16 protein-coding genes are annotated in these 19,091 nt (G+C 73.3%); 9 read left to right on the plus strand and 7 right to left on the minus strand.

Features of this window, described 5'->3' with window-relative positions; translation table 11 throughout:
- Window positions 1–119 precede the first annotated feature (119 nt).
- Window positions 120–2,582, plus strand: a complete 2,463-nt coding sequence (locus tag ACIQ7D_RS01470; RefSeq protein ID WP_403932193.1) for a SpoIIE family protein phosphatase — start codon at window positions 120–122, stop codon at window positions 2,580–2,582.
- Window positions 2,583–2,679: 97 nt separating this feature from the next.
- Window positions 2,680–3,399, plus strand: coding sequence for a class I SAM-dependent methyltransferase (locus tag ACIQ7D_RS01475; RefSeq protein WP_403932196.1), 720 nt, complete (start codon window positions 2,680–2,682; stop codon window positions 3,397–3,399).
- A gap of 121 nt (window positions 3,400–3,520) precedes the next feature.
- Here the strand turns inward: ACIQ7D_RS01475 and ACIQ7D_RS01480 are convergent, their stop codons facing one another.
- Together ACIQ7D_RS01480 and ACIQ7D_RS01485 are read right to left on the minus strand one after the other, a co-directional pair.
- On the minus strand, window positions 3,521–4,999 hold the full coding sequence (locus tag ACIQ7D_RS01480; protein ID WP_403932199.1) for a sensor histidine kinase: 1,479 nt from the start codon (window positions 4,997–4,999) through the stop codon (window positions 3,521–3,523).
- Window positions 4,999–5,958: a response regulator transcription factor gene (locus ACIQ7D_RS01485; protein WP_403932202.1), complete on the minus strand. Its 960-nt coding sequence runs from the start codon at window positions 5,956–5,958 to the stop codon at window positions 4,999–5,001. The genes ACIQ7D_RS01480 and ACIQ7D_RS01485 overlap by 1 nt, the downstream gene beginning before the upstream one ends.
- Window positions 5,959–6,195: 237 nt before the next feature.
- Here ACIQ7D_RS01485 and ACIQ7D_RS01490 point away from each other — a divergent pair, with 237 nt between their 5' ends.
- The 7 genes from ACIQ7D_RS01490 (at window position 6,196) to ACIQ7D_RS01520 (ending at window position 15,053) form a co-directional block, all read left to right on the plus strand.
- Window positions 6,196–6,822 (plus strand): carbonic anhydrase, encoded by a 627-nt coding sequence (locus ACIQ7D_RS01490; protein WP_403932204.1) that lies wholly within the window; start codon window positions 6,196–6,198, stop codon window positions 6,820–6,822.
- A complete protein-coding gene (locus ACIQ7D_RS01495) occupies window positions 6,816–8,915 on the plus strand; it encodes a SulP family inorganic anion transporter (protein ID WP_403932207.1) in 2,100 nt (699 codons plus the stop codon). Before ACIQ7D_RS01490 ends, ACIQ7D_RS01495 begins: the two co-directional genes overlap by 7 nt.
- A 201-nt stretch (window positions 8,916–9,116) precedes the next feature.
- The gene (locus ACIQ7D_RS01500) at window positions 9,117–9,950 is read left to right on the plus strand and encodes a M55 family metallopeptidase (protein ID WP_403932210.1); all 834 of its coding nucleotides are present in this window, start codon (window positions 9,117–9,119) and stop codon (window positions 9,948–9,950) included.
- Window positions 9,943–11,349: a M20/M25/M40 family metallo-hydrolase gene (locus tag ACIQ7D_RS01505; RefSeq protein ID WP_403932213.1), complete on the plus strand. Its 1,407-nt coding sequence runs from the start codon at window positions 9,943–9,945 to the stop codon at window positions 11,347–11,349. The genes ACIQ7D_RS01500 and ACIQ7D_RS01505 overlap by 8 nt, the downstream gene beginning before the upstream one ends.
- 80 nt (window positions 11,350–11,429) lie before the next feature.
- Window positions 11,430–13,448, plus strand: a complete 2,019-nt coding sequence (locus ACIQ7D_RS01510) for a S9 family peptidase (RefSeq protein WP_403933755.1) — start codon at window positions 11,430–11,432, stop codon at window positions 13,446–13,448.
- Window positions 13,445–14,392: an LD-carboxypeptidase gene (locus ACIQ7D_RS01515; protein ID WP_403932216.1), complete on the plus strand. Its 948-nt coding sequence runs from the start codon at window positions 13,445–13,447 to the stop codon at window positions 14,390–14,392. The genes ACIQ7D_RS01510 and ACIQ7D_RS01515 overlap by 4 nt, the downstream gene beginning before the upstream one ends.
- 106 nt (window positions 14,393–14,498) lie before the next feature.
- The gene (locus tag ACIQ7D_RS01520; protein ID WP_403932219.1) at window positions 14,499–15,053 is read left to right on the plus strand and encodes a GNAT family N-acetyltransferase; all 555 of its coding nucleotides are present in this window, start codon (window positions 14,499–14,501) and stop codon (window positions 15,051–15,053) included.
- Here the strand turns inward: ACIQ7D_RS01520 and ACIQ7D_RS01525 are convergent.
- The 5 genes from ACIQ7D_RS01525 to ACIQ7D_RS01545 form a co-directional block, all read right to left on the minus strand.
- Window positions 15,019–15,369: a DUF6204 family protein gene (locus ACIQ7D_RS01525; RefSeq protein WP_403932222.1), complete on the minus strand. Its 351-nt coding sequence runs from the start codon at window positions 15,367–15,369 to the stop codon at window positions 15,019–15,021. The genes ACIQ7D_RS01520 and ACIQ7D_RS01525 overlap by 35 nt on opposite strands.
- Window positions 15,370–15,528: 159 nt before the next feature.
- The gene (locus tag ACIQ7D_RS01530) at window positions 15,529–15,888 is read right to left on the minus strand and encodes a VOC family protein (protein ID WP_403932224.1); all 360 of its coding nucleotides are present in this window, start codon (window positions 15,886–15,888) and stop codon (window positions 15,529–15,531) included.
- Window positions 15,889–15,955: 67 nt separating this feature from the next.
- Window positions 15,956–16,765 (minus strand): methyltransferase domain-containing protein, encoded by an 810-nt coding sequence (locus ACIQ7D_RS01535; RefSeq protein WP_403932227.1) that lies wholly within the window; start codon window positions 16,763–16,765, stop codon window positions 15,956–15,958.
- A 35-nt stretch (window positions 16,766–16,800) separates the two neighbouring features.
- On the minus strand, window positions 16,801–17,448 hold the full coding sequence (locus ACIQ7D_RS01540) for a GNAT family N-acetyltransferase (RefSeq protein ID WP_403932230.1): 648 nt from the start codon (window positions 17,446–17,448) through the stop codon (window positions 16,801–16,803).
- 60 nt (window positions 17,449–17,508) lie between these two features.
- Window positions 17,509–19,008, minus strand: coding sequence for a bifunctional phosphatase PAP2/diacylglycerol kinase family protein (locus tag ACIQ7D_RS01545; protein ID WP_403932233.1), 1,500 nt, complete (start codon window positions 19,006–19,008; stop codon window positions 17,509–17,511).
- Window positions 19,009–19,091 lie beyond the last annotated feature (83 nt).

A 19,091-nucleotide genomic window follows, 5' to 3' on the forward strand; every position in this document is an offset into this window, starting at 1 on the left:
CAAAGGGTTGTGCGCGGGCGCACTGCCTATTAGTTCATTGCCCGGCGCAACCTGTGCCGAAGTGCGTACCGTGGAGGGCGGAGCCGCGGACCTGGCGGCAGGGAAGGAGCCTCCCACCCATGGACAGGGGTATTCCGCCGGGGCCGCCGGAGCAGTTCGCGGCGGCCGGCCGGATTCCGCTCGCCGTGGTCGTCGTGGACGGCAACGGTCTGGTCTCGCACTGGTCGAGCGGAGCCCGACGGCTGTTCGGGCCCACGCGGGACGAGGCGGTGGGCCGGCCCGCGGCGGATCTGATGCCGGTGGCCGGAGCCCTCGCCCAGGACGAGCCGAGCGTGGCCCACGGCGCCTATGACGACCGCGACGGCCCGGACGAACTGGGCCAGGGGCTGCACACCCTCGGCTCCTACGCGACCGCCGGGAGCGCCAAGCTCTCCGAGCCGGGGCGCGGCAGGCTCGATGTGCTCTGGTGGGCCTATCCACTGGTCGGTCCCGGTCCCGGGCGCCATCTCGTACTCGCCGCCGACGCGGCCCAGTTCCGGGAGGCGGACGGCGGGGCGACCGGCGACCCGGACGGCGGCGCGCTGCGGATCACCCCTGCCTTCGCCCTGCACACGGAGTTCCCCGACGCCGACCGGCTGGCCGGACGGCTGCCGGACATCCTGCCGAACATGGGACCGGCCGCAGCCGGCCGCATCGTCTCGCAGGTCCTCGAACTCGGCTACCCCGTACTGGAGTTCAGTCATCAGGAACGGGTCCCCGTCACCCCGGACTGGGGTGTGCCGAAACGGGCCTCCGACCACCCGGGGCGCGCCGAGCCCGAGGCCGGCGCGGCACCGTACCGGCGGCGGGCGACGCCCCGGCCCGAACTCGACCTGGAGTACGCGGAGGTGCGTGAGCGCCTCGAATTCCTGAACGAGGTCAGTGGACGGATCGGCAGCTCCCTCGATCTGGCCCGCACCATCCGTGAGGTCACCAGCGCGGCCGTGCCCCGCTTCACCGACTTCGCCGGTACGCATCTGCGCGCCGCCGTCCTGGCCGGCGAGGGGTTCCCCGACGGGCCGCCCGACGTCACGACCATCTGGCACCGCGTCTGGGTCGAACACAACGACGAACCGGGCCGCTGGGACGACACGGTCCCGGTCGGCGAGGCCATCGCCTTCCCCGAACACACCCCGTTCTTCCAGTGCATGGTCACCGGCGAGCCCGTCCTCATCCCGCGGATCAGCGAGGAGCAGGGCAACCGGATCTCCGGCGAGTTCGAGAAGCGCGATCTGCGGCCCCTCATCAACCACCGCTCCATGCTGCTCGTCCCGCTCAAGGCGCGCGACGTGGTGCTCGGCTTCATGGTGCTGATGCGGCGGCCCGAGCGCGAGCCGTTCGACGCCATGGACCGTACGACCGGCGCCGAACTCGCCGCCCGCGCCGGGCTCGTCCTCGACAACGCCCGTATGTACACCTACCAGGAGAACGTCGCCGAGACGCTCCAGGACAGCATGCTGCCGCAGGTCGCGCCGCGCATGGCCGGGTGCGACATCGCCACCCGCTATCTGCCCGGCACCCGGCTCGGCCGGATCGGCGGCGACTGGTTCGACGCGGTCAAGCTGCCCGGGTCGCGTACGGCGCTGGTCGTCGGGGATGTGATGGGCCACGGTCTCAACTCGGCCGCGATGATGGGCCAGTTGCGTACCGCCGTCCAGACGATGGCCACCATGGAGATGCCGCCCGCCCAACTGCTGCGCAATCTGGACGACCTGGCGCAGCGGCTCGGCGAACAGTACCTGGCGACCTGCCTGTACGCGGTGTACGACCCGATCCGCTCCGAGGTCCAGATCGCCAACGCGGGCCATATCCCACCGGTGCTCGTGCGGGCCGAGGACGGCAGCAGCGAAGTCCTCGACGTGCCGACCGGAGCGCCCATCGGCGTCGGCGGTGTGGCCTTCGAGACCGCGACCGTACGGATCCGCCCCGGCGACCGGCTGGTGCTCTGCACCGACGGCCTGGTCGAGGTGCGCGGGGAGGACATCGGGGACGGACTCGCGGCGCTCTGCGCCTCCGCCGCCCACCCCGCCGCCTCGATGAACGACGCCTGCGACACGATCATCCGTGCGCTGAACACCCGCGACGGACGCAAGGACGACGTGGCGCTGCTGATGGCCAGGCTCAACGGCATCCCCACCGATGACGTGGCGGAGTACGAACTCGCCCTGGATCCCCGCGAGGTGGGACGCGCCCGGCGTCTGGTACGCGACCGGCTCCTCGGCTGGGACCTGCCCGCCACGGTGGTGGACACGGCCGAGCTGATGGTCAGCGAGCTGGTCACCAACGCCGTCAACCACGCCCGCTCGCACCGGGTCGGGCTGCGGCTGGTCCGTACGGACGCCCTGCTGTGCGAGGTCCTCGACGACGAACCCGCGCCCGCCACGCTGCTCAGCGCGGGCCGCTCGGACGAGTTCGGCCGCGGACTGCGGGTGGTGAGCGCGCTGGCCCGCGAGTGGGGCAGCAGCAGTTCGGCCCACGGCAAGACGGTCTGGTTCGAACAGGCACTTCCGCACACGGTGTGCGGCCGTGCGAAGGGCAGGTGAAGGAAGCACCTGGCCCTCTTGCCTCCCCCGTCCCACGGGCGGTACTCCAGGGTGCGACAGCTCACGCCCGGTGAGCCGTACATGGGGAGGGACCGACATGGATGTGTCGTCGCGCTACCGGGAATCCTGGGAAGGCTACTGGCGGGAGACTTCCGACGCGCCGGGCGAGGCGATCTGGGACTGCGACCCGTCGCTCGGCTCCGCGCCGCACAGCGAACTGCTCCTGCCGTACGCCGACGCCACCCTGCCCCTGGTCGACCTCGGCTGCGGCAACGGCACCCAGACGCGCTACCTCGCGACCCGCTTCGCCCGCGCGATCGGGGTGGACCTCTCGCACGCGGCGATCGAACACGCCCGCCGCGCCGACACCACGGGGGCGGCCGAGTTCGAACAGCTCAATCTGGTCGACCACGACGCCGTACGCGCGCTGCACGAGCGCACCGGCGACACCAATGTCTACATGCGCGCCGTGCTCCACCAGAGCGACCCGCAGGACCGGCCCGCGGTCGCCGCGGCCGTCGCGGAGCTGATCGGCTCACGCGGCCGGGCCTTCGTGGCCGAACTGACCCCCGCGTCCCAGGCAGTGCTGCGCGGGGCGGTGGAGGGGCCCGGCGGCCCGCCTCGGAAGCTGCGGCGGATCTTCGACCACGGGCTCAAGCCCGCGGGCGTGACCGACGAGGAGGTGCCCGAACTGCTGCGCGCGGCAGGCCTGGAGATCCTCGCCGACGGTGACACCGCGCTCCCGCAGACCGAGCACCTGTCCGACGGCACCCGCATCGACCTGCCCGCGCGCTGGTTCGTCCTCGCGGGGCGGTAACCGGCGACCGTACGGGTGCGGTGGTACGGGGACGGGGGACGGGACGCTGCGGCCCCGCGCGCGCCGCGTGCCGCAGGGGCGACGGCGGCCCGCGCGGGCCCGGTCCTCCGCGCGGGCCCGGTCAGGCGTCGCCGGCCCCCACCCCGGCCCCTGCCCCCGCCTTCGCCCCGGCCGTCGGGCGGCGGCGCGGGTGGGGGATGGGCAGCGGGAACCCGCCGGCCCGCCGGGGCGTCAGCGTCTGGAGCCGGATGACGGCCTCCAGGCCGCCGCCCGGCGCGGGCAGCAGCAGCGCTTCGCCGCCGCCGGCCAGGGTGAGGCGCTGGACCAGGGCCAGCCCGAGGCCGGTGCCGCCCTTGGGCGCGTCGGGCGCCCGCCAGAACCGGTCGAAGGCGCGCCGCCGCTGCTCCGCGGTCATCCCGGGCCCCTGGTCGGCGACATGGAGTTCCGCGCCGTTGCCGCGCAGCCGCCGGAACACCGTGACCGTGCTCCCCATCGGCGCCACCCGCAGGGAGTTGGAGAGCAGATTGTCCAGGATCTGTTCCACCGCTCCCGGTACGGCCAGGGCCCGGCCGATCGGATCGCCGAGCAGCAGCAGCCGTACGCCGTGCTGCTCGTAGAGGCCGTTCCAGGCGTGGACGCGCTCCGCCGCCGCCTCGTCCAGATCGACCGGCTCGGGAGTGAGCGCCGTCTCCTCCATCCGGGCCAGCGAGAGCAGCCCCTCGACCATTCTGGCCAGCCGATCGGTCTCCGTCATCGCGGCGTTGAGGTTGGCGCGCAGATGCGGCGGCACATCGGGTTCCAGATTGTCCAGGCGCAGCCGAAGGGCCGCGAGGGGTGTCTTGAGCTGGTGGGACGCCTCGCCCGCGAACGCGCTCTGGGAGGCGAGCAGATGCTCCAGCAGGGCCGCCGTCCGGTTGAACGTGGCCGCCAGCACCCGCACTTCGGGCGGTCCCGTGGTGACGGACGCCGGGGTGGTCAGGCTGCCGCCCGCCAACGTACGGGCCGCGCGCTCCAGTTCGCGGATGGGGCCGCCGATCCAGCGGGCCAGCGCGAACGCCACCGTACCGACGGCGAGCAGCACCCCGACCCCGCCGAGCGCGAGGCCCAGCCACACCTGGTGGACGTCGCGCGCGACCGCGTCGGTCGGGACGATGAGCCGTACGGCGCCCTGGAGCGTGGCACCGTGCCGGACCGGGACGGCCACCGAGAGCCAGTGGACCCCGCCGATCGAGGAGGTCCGCACATCGGCGCCGTTGCCGCCGAGCAGCGCCGCGGAGATCTCGGGACGCTTGGCCAGGCCCGTCCGCTCCTGCGCGTCGAGCGGGTGCGAGGTGGCGAGCGGGGCGCCCGCCGGGTCCACGACCAGCACCCGGCCGCCGATGCGCTCGGCGCAGGCGGTGACCTGCGCGGCGAGTTCCTCGGGGCGGCCGTAGGCGAGGGAGAGCGAGGCGTAGTCCGCGATCGCCTCGGCCTCCTCGTGGGCGGCGTTGGTGGCGCGTTCGCGCTCGGCGGCGCTGTAGACGTAGCCGAGCGGAATCTCCAGGCAGATCAGGACGAGTGCGGCGAGGGTCAGATAGCTGACCAGCAGTCTCTGTGTCATCAGAACCGTGACCCCGGGTGGTCGAAGGCGTGCTCGGCGCCGGCCCGCCCTTGGTGTTCCTGGTGCGGATCGGCCCTCACGGCGAGCCGCAACCCTACCCCGCGCAGTGTCTGGATCCACGCGGGGTTCCCCAACTTCCGCCGGAGCGTGGCGACATGGACATCGAGGGTCTTGGTCGGGCCATGGAAGTTCGGATCCCACACCCGGTCGAGTATCTGCTGGCGTGAGTAGACCGCGCCGGGATCCTCGGTCAGCAGGGCCAGCAGATCGAACTCCTTGGGAGTGAGGATCACCGACCGCTCACCGATCCAGACCTGACGGGTGCGCCGGTCGACGATCAGCGCGCCCGCGGCGGACGGCGGGGGCGTGGGCGCGGGCGCGGGTTTCGGCGGCGCCGCCGGGCGGGCCGCGGAGGGTCGGGATGCCGCGGGCCTGGCCGCGGGCGAGGGCGGCGCCGCCGGGGCCGGGGGAGTTGCCGGCATCGGGTACGGGAACGCCCCGCGCCCGTGTGTCACCTCGACGCCGATCGGCGCCGGGATCCCGCCGAAGGCACCCGAGGCCACGGTCGGGTCCGGCGGTACGGCGCCGGCCGGGGCCGCCCAGGCGGCGGTCCTGCGGGTCACGGCCCGGATCCGGGCGATCAACTCCCGTACGCTGAACGGCTTCGCGAGGTAGTCGTCGGCGCCCAGTTCCAGGCCGAGGACCCGGTCGGCCTCCGTGCCGCGCGCGGTGAGCATGATGATCGGCACGTCCGAGACCTGCCGGATACCCCGGCAGACATCGATGCCGTCCATGTCGGGCAGTCCGAGATCGAGCAGGACGATGTCGCCGTACGGCCCGCGCAGCCCTTCCGCGCCCGTGGACACCCGGCCCACCGTCAGGCCGTAGCGGCCCAGACCCTCGACAAGGGGCTCGGCGATCGTCTCGTCGTCCTCGATGAGCAAAGCCCTCAGGGTCATGTATTTCCGTTTCTCCGTGAATTCGACCGACACGAGTTCTCCGCCGTATTCACGCCGGGGCGAACACCGTACGATAAATGAATCCGGCGGACACGATGTTCGCAGGAGTGGGAGCCAGGTCACAGGTCACGGCCGAATCATGGCATTGCCTTAGTGTTCCTCTAACCTTCGTCTTGGGTAGCGCTCTCTACGGTGTTGAACCAGGTCCTGGCTCCAACCGCCCCCTGGGGAGGCACCATGAAGGCTCTGCTCGAACGCGCCCGCTCGTTCCGACGCCGGGTGGATTTCGAAAGCGAGACATATCGGAAACTGGCCGAGGGACAATTTCCGCAGGCGCTCTTCGTCGCCTGTTCCGATTCCCGCGTCATTCCCGCGTTGATCACGGGGGCACGACCCGGCGAGGTCTTCGAAATACGGAACGCCGGCAACATCGTCCCGCCGCACATGCCGCATCTCGTCTCCGGTGAGGCCGCCACCGTCGAGTACGCGCTCGAAGTGCTCGACGTACGGGACATCGTCGTCTGCGGACACTCGCACTGCGGCGCGATGGGCGCCCTGGCCTCCGGCAGGGATCTCTCCGACCTGCCGGGTGTGGGCGCCTGGCTGGAGAACGCCAGGCCGGGGCTGGCCGCCGTACTGGACCGCGAGCCGGCGGACGGTACGGATCCGGGGGACGCGCGCGTCACGGAGCTGGCGCAGCTCAACGTACGGGTCCAACTCGCCGCGCTGCGCGGGTACCCGGCGGCCGGGCGCCGCCTCGCCGAGGGCAGGCTGCGGCTGCACGGCTGGTACTACGAGGTCCACACCGGCGAGGTGTGGGAGCTGAACGAGGACGACGACACCTTCCGGGTGCACCCGTGCTGAGCCCGGGGCAGGGGTACGGCGGCCCCGTCCAGCCCGGCCCGCCCGGCAACGGCCGCCACCGGGGGCGGCACGCGGGACGCGGGCCGGGCCGGGCCCACGAACCCGAGCCGGAGCCCGAGCCCGAGTACGGCACGGTGCGGCCGGATCCGTTCGACGCCTTCGGCGCGGACCCGTACGCACCCACGGACCCGTACGCCGACCCGTACCCCGCCGCCGATCCCTACGCGGCCACGGACCCGTACGCCGCCCCCTACGGGACGGACCCGTACGCGAAGGACGCCCACGGGACGGACCCCCACGGGTCCGCGACGGCCCCCTACGGGGCGCCGTCGTCCGCGCCGCCCCGGCCGCCGGGCCCGCCGCGCCCCGCCGGGAAGGCGCCGGGCGCGGCGGCCGGGGCGCCCGGGAAGAAGAAGCCGGGGGCCGGCCGGAAGCCCGATCTCGCCACCGAGATCACCGCGTCCTTCGTCGTCTTCCTCGTCGCGCTGCCCCTGTGCATCGGTGTGGCCGTCGCCTCCGGCACCCCGCCCGAGCTGGGCATCATCTCCGGTGTCGTGGGCGGCCTGGTCGTCGGCATGGCGCGCGGCAGCACCCTCCAGGTGAGCGGCCCCGCCGCCGGTCTCGCCGCGCTGGTCGCCGAGGCGGTCCTGGAACACGGGCTCGCCACCCTCGGTGTGATCGTGCTGGCCTCCGGGGTACTCCAGATCGGGCTCGGGCTGATCAAGCTGGGCCGGATGTTCCAGGCGATCTCCATCGCCGTGGTGCAGGGCATGCTGGCCGGGATCGGGCTGCCGCTGATGTTCAGTCAGGCGTACCCGATGGCCGACGCCAAGTCCATCGGCGTACCGGTCGAGAACATGCTCGGCATCCCCGGGCTGATCGCGGACACCCTGGCCGACCCGCAGAAGCTGATCGCCGCCGCGCTCGGCGTCGGCACCGTCGTCCTCAGCTTCCTCTGGAAGAAGATGCCCGCGCCGGTGAACAAGGCGCCCGCCGCGCTGGTCGCGGTGGCCGGCGGTATGGCGGTCGCCGCCCTGCCCGGGGTGAACATCACCACCCTCCAGGTCGGCAACCTCCTGGCGTCCGTCCAGATCCCCGGGCCGTCCCAGTTCGCGCTGCTCGCCAACGGCGCGGTCCTCACCACCGTGCTCACCTTCACCATCATCGCCTCGGCCGAGAGCCTGTTCACGGCCGCCGCCGTGGACCGGATGCACACCGGCCGGCGCACCCGCTACAACGCCGAACTGATCGCACAGGGCGCGGGCAACACGCTCTGCGGATTCCTCGGCGCGCTGCCGATGACCGCCGTCGTCGCCCGCAGCTCCGCCAATGTGCAGGCGGGCGCCAAGACCCGGATCTCCCGCACCCTGCACGGCCTGTGGCTGCTCGCCTTCGCCGTGCTGCTGCCCGGGGTGCTCGCCCTCATCCCGATCTCCGTACTCGCGGGCGTCCTGGTGCACAGCGGCTGGAAGCTCTTCGCACCGGCGGAGTTCCCGAAGATGTGGCGCCAGGACCGGGGCGAGTTCGCCGTCATGACTCTCACCACGGTCGTGATCGTCGCCACCGCACTCCTCGAAGGCGTCCTGGTGGGCCTCGCCGCGGGCATCGTGCTGGCCGCGCTGCGGATGTCGCAGACCTCGGTACGCACCGAGGTGGCCGGCGACACCGCGAAGCTGGTCATGGCGGGCAACGCGACCTTCCTGCGGCTGCCGAAGCTGATCGACGCGCTGGAGGAGGTCGCCTCCGCCGGAATGCCCAGGATCCGCCTCGACCTGACCGCCGTCACCCACTGGGACCACGCCTGCCGCAGCCAGGTCGACGAGTTCGTGGCCCAGCAACGGGGCACCGGCGAGGTACGGGTGGAGCTGCTGCGGCCCAACGTCCCCGACGCGCCCGCCCCGCCGCCCTCCCCGGCCGCGGGGCAGGGCGCCCAGGGCGACCCGGCGGCGGCGCCGGGACCGACGGCGGAGTGGTTCTACCTCGACCCGACGCCGGTCGAGGAGTACCGGACCTCCGCCGGCCCGGCGGACCCCTTCGGCCCGATGGACCCGACGGGACAGGGCGGCCACCGGCCCTCGGCGCGTATGCGCTGACCCCCGCGTCCGCCCGGCGCTCTCGTCTAGGGTACGGCGCGCCCCCTGCCCGGGGGCGCGCCGTACACATGTGACGTACTGGCGAGGACATGCCCTTTTCGACGTGACCCTTACGGGGCAGGCGCTCTGTCGGTCTACACTCGCCCTGCCCTCAGGACCGGCGTGCGGCCGCGCGGCGCCGGGCGGAGAACGGAGCCACCTGTGAAGATCCTGATCAGCGCCGACATGGAGGGCGCCACGGGGGTGACCTGGCCCGCCGACGTCCTGCCGGGGACCCCGCAGTGGGAGCGCTGCCGCGCCCTGTTCACCTCGGACGTCAACGCGGCGGTGCTCGGCTTCCTCGACGGCGGCGCCGACGAGGTCCTCATCAACGAGGCGCACTGGTCCATGCGCAATCTGCTGCTGGAGCGGCTGGACGAGCGCGCCGAGATGCTCACCGGGCGGCACAAGTCGCTCTCCATGGTCGAGGGCGTGCAGCACGGCGACGTCGACGGCATCGCCTTCGTCGGCTACCACACCGGCGCCGGCACGGAGGGCGTGCTCGCCCACACCTATCTCGCCAACAGCCTCACCGGGGTCTGGCTGAACGGCGTACGCGCCAGTGAGGGCCTGCTCAACGCGCGGGTCGTCGCCGAGTACGGCGTCCCCGTCGTCCTGGTCACCGGCGACGACCTGACCTGCGAGGACGCGATCGGCTACGCCCCTGAGGCGCACAAGGTCGCGGTGAAGGACCATGTCTCGCGGTACGCGGCCGTCTGCCGCACCCCGGCGCGTACCGCCGCGGACATCCGCGCCGCCGCGAAGGACGCGACGGCCCTCGCCGTACGCCACGCCCCCGTCGACGGCGGCCCGTTCACCCTGGAGCTGGAGTTCGACGCGGCCCATCTCTCCGCCGCCGCCACGGTCGTCCCGGGCGTCTCGCTCAGCGGCGAACGGCGCGTCACGTACACCAGCGGGACGATGTACGAGGCCATTCGCACCTTCAAAGCGGTCACGACGATCGTTTCGTCCGCCGTGGAGGAGCAGTATGGCTGACATGAACACCAGCAACATCAGCAACACCGGTGACGCGGACGGCACCGGTGACACGAGCGTCACCGGCGACACCACCGGTGACGCCCTGGACACGGCGGCCCTCGACGAGGTGGTCGCCTTCACCTCCGACCTCATCCGTATCGACACCACCAACCGGGGCGGCGGGGACTGCCGGGAGCGGCCGGCCGCCGAGTACGTCGCGGAGCGCCTCGCCGCGGCCGGACTCGAACCCACCCTCCTGGAGCGGGCCCCCGGGCGCACCAACGTCGTGGCCAGGATCGAGGGCACCGACCCGTCCGCCGACGCGCTCCTCGTCCACGGCCATCTCGACGTCGTCCCCGCCGAACCCGCCGACTGGACCGTCCACCCCTTCTCCGGCGAGATCAGGGACGGGGTGGTGTGGGGCCGGGGCGCCGTCGACATGAAGAACATGGACGCGATGGTCCTGTCCGTCGTCAGGGCCTGGGCCAGGAACGGGATCCGGCCGCGCCGCGACATCGTCATCGCCTACACCGCCGATGAGGAGGCCAGCGCCGTGGACGGCTCCGGCTTCCTCGCCGACCACCACCCCGAGCTGTTCGAGGGGTGCACGGAGGGCATCAGCGAATCCGGCGCCTTCACCTTCCACGCGGGCCCCGGCATGACGCTCTACCCCATCGGCGCCGGGGAACGCGGCACCGGCTGGCTCAAGCTGACAGCCCACGGCAGGGCGGGGCACGGCTCCAAGGTGAACCGCGCCAACGCCGTCAGCCGGCTCGCCGCCGCCGTCGCCAGGATCGGCGACCACCCGTGGCCCGTCCGGCTCACCCCGACCGTACGGGCGGCGCTCGCCGAGGTCGCCGTGCTGCACGGCATAGAGACCGACGTGTACGCGGCCGACCTCGACGTGGACGGCCTGCTGGGCAAGCTCGGACCGGCCGCCGCGCTGATCGAGCCGACGGTGCGCAACAGCGCCAACCCGACGGTCCTGGAGGCCGGTTACAAGGTCAATGTGATCCCGGGGCAGGCCACGGCGTACATCGACGGGCGGACGGTGCCCGGCGGCGACGAGGAGTTCCGTACCACCATGGACATGCTGACGGGCCCCGATGTGGAGTGGGAGTTCCACCACCGGGAGGTCGCCCTCCAGGCGCCCGTCGACTCACCGACCTTCGCCAAACTGCGCGCCGCCGTCGAGCGCTTCGACCCGGCCGGGCACACCGTGCCGTACTGCATGTCGGGCGGCACGGACGCCAAGCAGTTCTCCCGCCTCGGCATCACCGGCTACGGTTTCTCCCCGCTCCGGCTGCCGCCCGGCTTCGACTACCAGGCGCTCTTCCACGGCGTGGACGAACGCGTGCCGGTCTCGGCACTGCACTTCGGTGTCCGGGTGCTCGACCACTATCTGAAGTCCGCCTGAACCCACATCGGATCCGGTCCGCCGGATCACATCCGAATACACCCGAGCAACGCCGTGCCGAGGAGCGAGGAACGTCCGTGATACTGCCCACCGGGCCCTACGGGACCTGGCCGTCCCCCATCGACGCCACCCTGGCGGCCTCGCACGACGGGCGCCCCGAGTACGTGGGGACGGTCGGCGGCGAGGTGTGGTGGACCGAGCCGCGTCCGGAGGAGGGCGGCCGGCGCGCGCTCGTACGCCGCCGCGCCGACGGCCACGAGGAGCCGGTGCTGCCCGCGCCCTGGGACGTCCGCAGCCGGGTGATCGAGTACGGCGGGCTGCCCTGGGCGGCGGTGGAGCGCCCGGCCGGCGGCCCGCTCGCCGTCTTCGTCCACCTCCCCGACCAACGGCTGTACGCGTACGAACCGGACGGCACGGCGCGACCCCGCCCGCTCACCCCGGTGTCGGCCGTCGGCGGCGGGCTGCGCTGGGCCGACCCGGTGATCCATCAGGACCGGGGCGAGGTCTGGTGCGTCATGGAGGAGTTCACCGGTGAGCGGCCCACCGACGTACGCCGGGCGATCGTGGCCGTACCGCTGGACGGCGCGGCCGCCGAGGACCGTACGGCCGTCACCGAACTCTCCGACGACCGGCACCGTTTCGTCACCGGACCCCGGCTCTCGCCGGACGGGCGCTCCGTCGCCTGGATCGCCTGGGACCATCCCCGGATGCCGTGGGAGGGCACGGTGGTGATGCTCGGTCAGGTCGCCGCCCCCGGCGCCGCCACCGGCACGGCCCCCTTCACCGGGGTCCGGCCGGTGGTGGGGGGCACCGACGAGTCGGTCGCGCAGGCCGACTGGGCACCGGACGGCTCGCTGCTCTTCGTCTCCGACCCGAGCGACTGGTGGGAGCTCCGGCGGGTCAGCCCCGACGGTCCTGGTGACGGGCTCGTCGCGAGCACGGCGCTCTGCACCGGCCGCCGGGAGGAGTTCGGCGGCCCGCTGTGGAAGATCGGCCTGCGGTGGTTCCAGCCGCTGGCGAACGGGCTGATCGCCGTCATCCACGGCCGTGGCTCCACCGCGCTCGGCATCCTCGACCCCGGGACCGGCGAACTCGTCGACACCGCGGGCCCCTGGACCGAGTGGGCCCCCACCCTCGCCGTCCGGGGCGACCATGTCATCGGCGTCGCCGCCAGCCCGCGCAGCGCGTACGAGGTCGTGGAGGTGGACACCCGTACCGGAGAGGCCCGCGTCATCGGCTCGGCGCACCACGACCCGGTGGACCCCGCGTACTACCCCGAGCCGCAGATCCGTACCTTCACCGGGCCCGACAACCGCGAGATCCACGCCCATGTCTACCCGCCGCACCACCCGGGACGCGGCGCCCCCGGCGACGAACTGCCGCCGTACGTCGTGTGGGCCCACGGCGGACCCACCGGGCACGCGCCGCTCGTCCTCGACCTGGAGATCGCCTACTTCACCTCGCGCGGCATCGGCGTCGCCGAGGTCAACTACGGCGGCTCCACCGGCTACGGGCGCGCCTACCGCGACCGGCTGCGCGAACAGTGGGGCGTGGTCGACGTCGAGGACTGCGCGGCCGTCGCCGAGGCGCTGGCAGCCGAGGGCACCGCCGACCGCGCCAGGCTCGCGGTACGCGGCGGCAGCGCCGGCGGCTGGACCGCGGCGGCCTCCCTCACCGGTACGGACGTCTACGCCTGCGGCACGATCATCTACCCGGTCCTCGACCTGGTCGGCTGGGCCACCGACGAGACCCATGACTTCGAGTCCCAGTACCTCCACTCGCTGATCGGCCCGTTCGCCGAGGTCCCCGGCCGCTACCAGGACCGCTCGCCCCTCCAGCACGTCGACCGGATCACCGCGCCCTTCCTGCTGCTCCAGGGGCTCGACGACGTGATCTGCCCGCCCGCCCAGAGCGCGCGCTTCCTGGCGCGTACGGCCGGACGCGGTATCCCGCACGCGTACATCGGCTTCGAGGGAGAGGGGCACGGTTTCCGCAGGGCCGACACGATGGTCCGCGCGCTGGAGGCCGAACTCTCCCTGTACGCACAGACCTTCGGCATCACCCGCACCGATGTGCCGCGTCTGGAGCTGACGACATGACGTCCCTGTCCGCACTACGGACGACGCCCCTCACCCGCCCCGCCCGGCTGCGGCCGGGGGCCCGCGTCGCCGTCGTGGCCCCCAGCGGCCCCGTCCCCGCCGACCGGCTCGACGCCGGACTCGCCGTCCTGCGCGGCTGGGACCTCGACCCGGTCGTGGCCCCCCATGTCCTGGACATCCACCCCCACGGCTACCTCGCCGGGAGCGACACGGACCGCGCCCGTGACCTCCAGGAGGCGTGGTGCGACCCGTCCGTCTCCGCCGTGTTCTGCGCCCGGGGCGGGTACGGGGCCCAGCGCATGGTGGACCTGCTCGACTGGACCGCGATCCGCGCCGCGGGCCCCAAGGTCTTCGTCGGCTACAGCGACATCACCGCGCTGCACGAGGCGTTCGCCGTCCGGGCGGGGCTGGCCACCCTGCACGGCCCGATGACCGCCACCCTCACCTTCCTCAAGGACCCCGGGACGCAGGAGTCGCTGCGCGCCACGCTGTTCGCGCCCGAGTCGGTACGCACCCTCGGCCTGGACACGGCCCGCGGGCTGGTCCCGGGGCGGGCGCACGGCGTCACCCTCGGCGGCTGCGTCAGCCTGCTCGCCGCCGACCTCGCCACCCCCTTCGTACGGCCCTCCGCCGCCGGCGGGCTGCTGATGATCGAGGACGTCGGTGAGGAGCCGTACCGCCTCGACCGCATCCTCACCCAACTGCTCCGCTCCGGCTGGCTGGACGGTGTCGCCGGCATCGGCCTCGGCTCCTGGGCGCAGTGCGGTCCGTACGAGGAGGTCAGGGCGGTCCTGCTCGACCGGCTCGGGGGACTCGGCGTACCGGTGGTCGAGGAGCTGGGCTTCGGCCACGGCGACACGGCGCTGACGGTGCCGCTGGGCGTGCCCGGGGTGCTGGACGCGGAGAGCGCCACGCTCACTCTGGACGTACCCGCGCTGACCTGACCCGGTGGGCCCGGGGACGGCCGGCGGCCGGCGGGCCCGGGGGTGCCGGTGGGCCCAGGTGGCCGGCGGCCCCGGGACGGCCGGTGGGCCCGTCTAGGCTGGCGCGATGCCCGGACTCCCCGCCCCGCTCGCCGAGGGCGCCCGCACCTACCTCCGCCCGTTCCGCCCCGAGGACGCCGACGAGTTCACCGCACTCGTCCGCGCCGGCAGGGAGCTGCACCGTCCCTGGCTCTTCCCGCCGGAGGAGCCGGCCGCGTACGCCGTGTATGCCGACCGGCTCATCGCGGACCCGGCACGGGCAGGCCATCTCGTCTGCGACCGCGAGGACGACCGCATCGCAGGGTTCGTCAACATCAACAACATCGTCCACGGCGCGTTCCGCTGCGGGGCGCTCGGGTACGGCGCGTTCGCGCACGCCGCCGGGCGCGGGCTGATGAGCGAGGGGCTGGGACTGGTCATCGGCCGCGCCTTCGGCCCGCTCGGACTGCACCGCCTCGAAGCCAACATCCAGCCCGCCAACACGGCGTCCGTCGCACTCGTACGGCGCGCCGGATTCCGGCTGGAGGGCTACTCACCGGAGTTTCTGCTCGTCGACGGCGAGTGGCGCGGCCACCAGCGCTGGGCGATCACCGCGGGGCCTGCCGCGACCCCTTCCGGTTGATCTTCATCGTGTCCAGATCGGTCACCGTGGACCTCAGCGCCCCGTGGCCGCAGCCCCGCTCCCGCAGCGCCGCCTCGGCACGCTCCTCGGCGAGCGCGCCCGCCATCTCCTCGCCGTCCGCCGCGTCCGAGACCACCTCGTAGCGGTAGCTGAAGTGCTTGAGCGCCGCGTCGTACGTGAGCGAGCCCTCCGGCGTGAACCGCATCTGCGCCAGCCCGTGCAGATCCAGCTCGGCGAGGAGCAGGGCGCGTTTTTCCTCCGTCAGCCCCTCCCACGTCCCACGCACGATCACCCGGTACGTGTGCTGAGTGCTCATTTCGCCGCTCACTTCCTCTGCCGTGCCGGGCCGGCGTCCGTGCCGGTCCCTGTGCGTCCGGGACCGCAGCGTACGACGGAGAGAAGGGCGCGCACGCGGAATATTTCGTGGTCGTCGACGCCCCCTCCAACCTCGGGCCGCGCCCGCCAGGACGGCCCGTCAGGTCGCGGGGACCACCTTGCGGTCGGCGTACTCGAAGACCGAGCCGTCCGGGTGGACGGCGATCAGATTGCGCCCCGCCGGGGTCGGCACCGGACCGGCGACGACCCGGGCGCCGCTCCCGGTGAGGACCGTGAGCGTCTCGTCGACGTCCTTGACCGCGATGGTCGCCTGCACCTTGCGCAGGACGTCGATCTCCGAGGCGGGACCGCTCATCAGGAGGAAGCAGCCGACGGCGGCGACCGAGACCCCGCCGCGCTCGAAGCGGAGCGCGGGGCTTCCGGTGAGACGTTCGTAGAACGCCACCGATGTCTCCAGGTCGTCGACGCAGATCCGCAGCGTGGTTCCCATGATTTCCATGCCCACCAGGTTAGTTGGCCCGAACGGGAAAGGGGGCGGTGAGGGGCGCGGGGCAGGGACCGGGTGTTCAGGCGCGGCAGCGGATCTCGGCGTGCGGGACCATGAACCAGGCGTCCGGCGCCTCGCCCCACTTCCGCCACCCCGCGGCGATCTCCGCGAGCTGTTCACGCGTCGCGTGTCCGCCGTCGACCGCCCGCCGAGCGTAGTCCGACGCGACCGTACGGTCCGCCCACAGCCCGCTCCACCACGCGCGCTCCTCGGGCGTGGCGAAACACCAGGTCGTTGCGGTCGCCTCGATCCCGGTGAACCCGGCGCGCCGCGCCCAGGACAGCAGCCGGCGCCCCGCGTCGGGCTCACCACCGTTGGCGCGCGCCACCCGGCGGTACAGCTCCAGCCAGCCGTCCAGCGCCGGTACGGCGGGGAACCAGGTGAAGGCGGCGTAGTCCGAGTCCCGCGCCGCGACCGTCCCACCGGGCCGGCAGACCCGGCGCATCTCGCCCAGGGCCCGGACGGGGTCGCCGACGTGCTGGAGGACCTGGTGGGCGTGGACGATGTCGAAGGAGTCGTCGGGGAAGTCCAGGGAGTGGACATCGGCGACCGCGAAGCGGACATTGGTCACGCCCGCGGCCTCCGCGGTCGCCCGCGCCGTGTCGAGGACGGCCTCGGAGGTGTCGACGGCCGTCACCGTACCCGGCGCGACGAGCGCGGCCAGATCGGCGGTGATGGTCCCGGGCCCGCACCCCACGTCCAGCACGTCCTGGCCGGAGCGGAGTTCGGGCAGGAGGTAGGCGGCGGAGTTGGCGGCCGTGCGCCAGGTGTGCGAGCGCAGCACGGACTCGTGGTGCCCGTGCGTGTAGACGGCGGTCTCCTTCGGCATGGCCGGACTCCCTCTCGTGAAGTGGTCAGGCCACGCTACGCCCCCATGTCGCATGATGAGATACGTGTCTTGTTATATGGACAGACGGGGCGGGGTGTCCGTCCAGGTCGGATGAGCCCGGTCCTCGCCCAATCCTCGCGCGTCAGTTCGTACGCGACATCGCCCTGCTCCGAGCCCTCGATCGTTTCCGGCCACTCCTCGAAGAACGTACGGACGTACCGCAGCCCCGCCTTCTCCAGCACCCGCCGCGACCCGGTGTTGACGGTCATGGTCTGCGCGGTCACCCGCTCCGCGCCGAGCGCGGTGAACGCCGTGAGGACCAGGTGGCGTGCCCCCTCGGTGGCGTACCCCCGGCCCCACGCGGCGCGGTGCAGCCGGTAGCCCAACTCCGGGGCGCGCCAGTCCGGTTCGCCCCCGGGTCCCGGTCCGGCGGGCGGCTCCAGGCAGAACCAGCCGAGCCACGCGCCCGTGGCCCGCTCCTCGGCCGCCCAGAATCCGGGGCCCAGCAGCCTCGGCAACGTCGTACGCCGGACCGTGTCCGAGGAGACGGGCCGCCCGCCGTCGATGAACCGCCGCACGCCCGGGTCGTTGTCGAGCGCGACGACCCGGGCCACCTCCGCCTCGTCGTCCGCGAAGGGGCGCAGGCGCAGCCTGCCGGTCTCCAGGATGTGTTCCGTGTCCACCCCGGCGATCCTCGGCCGTACGCCGGGGGCTGTCCAGCGGATATCCCCCGGCGAGGGCCGCTACAGCAGCGCCTGCGGCCGGTAGACCGTCAGTGCCTCGATCGCCTTGTCCAGCGTCAACTCCCGCGGGGCCTCGGCCACTTCACCGTCGAACGCGAGCCGGGTCCCTGGGGCGATGTTCCTGATCCGCACTCGGCGCATCCGAACCGCCGCGTGGACGGGCGAGCGGCTCAGCGGGCCGGCCAGCGCGGCGGCGAGCAGACGCGCGCCCGGCGCCCGGCCGCCGTGCACGATCCGCAGATCCAGCAGTCCGTCGGCCAGATTCTGCCGGTGGCCCGGCGTGGGGCCCATCTGCTGGTAGATCCCGTTGCCCGCGAACAGCAGCCACAGCGACCGCGGCCTGCCCTCGAACTCGGCGTCGATCTGGTGCTCGCCGCGCAGCACCCGCGCCGCCGCCAGCACCCCGGCGGGCCAGCCGCCGATCCGGGGCGCCCACTGCTCGCGCACCCGGACCAGCTCCGGATAGACGCCCAGGCTGAAGGTGTTGACGAAGTGGCCGGGCGTGCCGCCCTCAGGACCCGGGGTGAAACGCCCCAGATCTATCCGTACGGCGTCGCCGGCCGTCAGCGCCCGGCAAGTGTCGTGGACGCTCTCGATGCCGAGGTCGTACGCGAAGTGGTTGAGGGTGCCGCCGGGGAAGACCGCCAGCGGCAGCGTGTGGCGTACGGCGACCGACGCGGCCCGGTTTATCGTTCCGTCGCCGCCGAGGACACCCAGCGCGAGACAATCGCCCGCCGCCTTCTCCAGCTCCGTGCCCACCTCCTCCGGCGCGCAGACCACGACCCGCGCGAAGGGCAGCGCGTCGCGCACCAGCTCCGCCGAGTCCGAGGACCCCGAGGCGCGGTTGACGACGACGGTCAGCCCCCGGCCGCCGGGCAGCGCGGGCGCCTGGGTGTGCGGCCGTCCCGGGGCGGGCAGTTGCGAGCGCGTCGGCACCATCCCCCGTACCGCGTAGGCCGCCCCCACCCCCAGCGCCGCGCCCACCAGGACATCGCTCGGGTAGTGCACACCGGTGTAGACCCGGGACAGCGCCACGGCGGCGGCCACGGGCGCGACCGCGGCGCCCCACCCCTTCGACTCCAGCGCCACCCCGGTCGCGAACGCCGCCGCCGAGGCCGCGTGCCCCGACGGGAAGGACGAGGTGAACGGCTGCCGCTTGAGCCGCCGTATCACCGGGACGACATCGAGCAGCGGGCGCTGCCTGCGCACCGCGCGCTTGCCCACCGTGTTGATGGCGGCCGACGCCACAGCCAGCGACGCCACGCCCCGCAGGGCCGCCCGGCGCGAGCGCGCGCTGCCGCCCAGCGCGGCCATCCCGGCCGCCGCCCCGAACCAGAGCAGCCCGTGGTTCGCGGTGCGGCTCAGCCGGGGCAGTACGGGGTCGGCGCCCGGCCAGTGCCGGCCGGCGACCGCCCGGAAGGCCCGGTCGTCCCAGGATTCGAGCAGCGCGGCGATCCGGGCGCGGCTGACGGCGGAGGCGGAGGCAGCGGTGTTCGGCATGGCACGCGGGTACCCCGGCGAGGACGGGTCAAGCGGACCGGCCGGTACGGCGGACGGCCCCGGCGCGGGAAACGGGGCGGACC

It is taken from the genome of Streptomyces sp. NPDC096310, assembly GCF_044763125.1.
Classification (GTDB): Bacteria; Actinomycetota; Actinomycetes; order Streptomycetales; family Streptomycetaceae; genus Streptomyces.

Coding starts and splice junctions, on each gene's coding strand:
- ACIQ7D_RS01470 (WP_403932193.1), top strand. CDS start 120: ATGGACAGGGGTATTCCGCCGGGGCCGCCGGAGCAGTTCGCGGCGGCC.
- ACIQ7D_RS01475 (WP_403932196.1), top strand. CDS start 2,680: ATGGATGTGTCGTCGCGCTACCGGGAATCCTGGGAAGGCTACTGGCGG.
- ACIQ7D_RS01480 (WP_403932199.1), bottom strand. CDS start 4,999: ATGACACAGAGACTGCTGGTCAGCTATCTGACCCTCGCCGCACTCGTC.
- ACIQ7D_RS01485 (WP_403932202.1), bottom strand. CDS start 5,958: ATGACCCTGAGGGCTTTGCTCATCGAGGACGACGAGACGATCGCCGAG.
- ACIQ7D_RS01490 (WP_403932204.1), top strand. CDS start 6,196: ATGAAGGCTCTGCTCGAACGCGCCCGCTCGTTCCGACGCCGGGTGGAT.
- ACIQ7D_RS01505 (WP_403932213.1), top strand. CDS start 9,943: ATGGCTGACATGAACACCAGCAACATCAGCAACACCGGTGACGCGGAC.
- ACIQ7D_RS01515 (WP_403932216.1), top strand. CDS start 13,445: ATGACGTCCCTGTCCGCACTACGGACGACGCCCCTCACCCGCCCCGCC.
- ACIQ7D_RS01520 (WP_403932219.1), top strand. CDS start 14,499: ATGCCCGGACTCCCCGCCCCGCTCGCCGAGGGCGCCCGCACCTACCTC.
- ACIQ7D_RS01525 (WP_403932222.1), bottom strand. CDS start 15,369: ATGAGCACTCAGCACACGTACCGGGTGATCGTGCGTGGGACGTGGGAG.
- ACIQ7D_RS01530 (WP_403932224.1), bottom strand. CDS start 15,888: ATGGAAATCATGGGAACCACGCTGCGGATCTGCGTCGACGACCTGGAG.
- ACIQ7D_RS01535 (WP_403932227.1), bottom strand. CDS start 16,765: ATGCCGAAGGAGACCGCCGTCTACACGCACGGGCACCACGAGTCCGTG.
- ACIQ7D_RS01545 (WP_403932233.1), bottom strand. CDS start 19,008: ATGCCGAACACCGCTGCCTCCGCCTCCGCCGTCAGCCGCGCCCGGATC.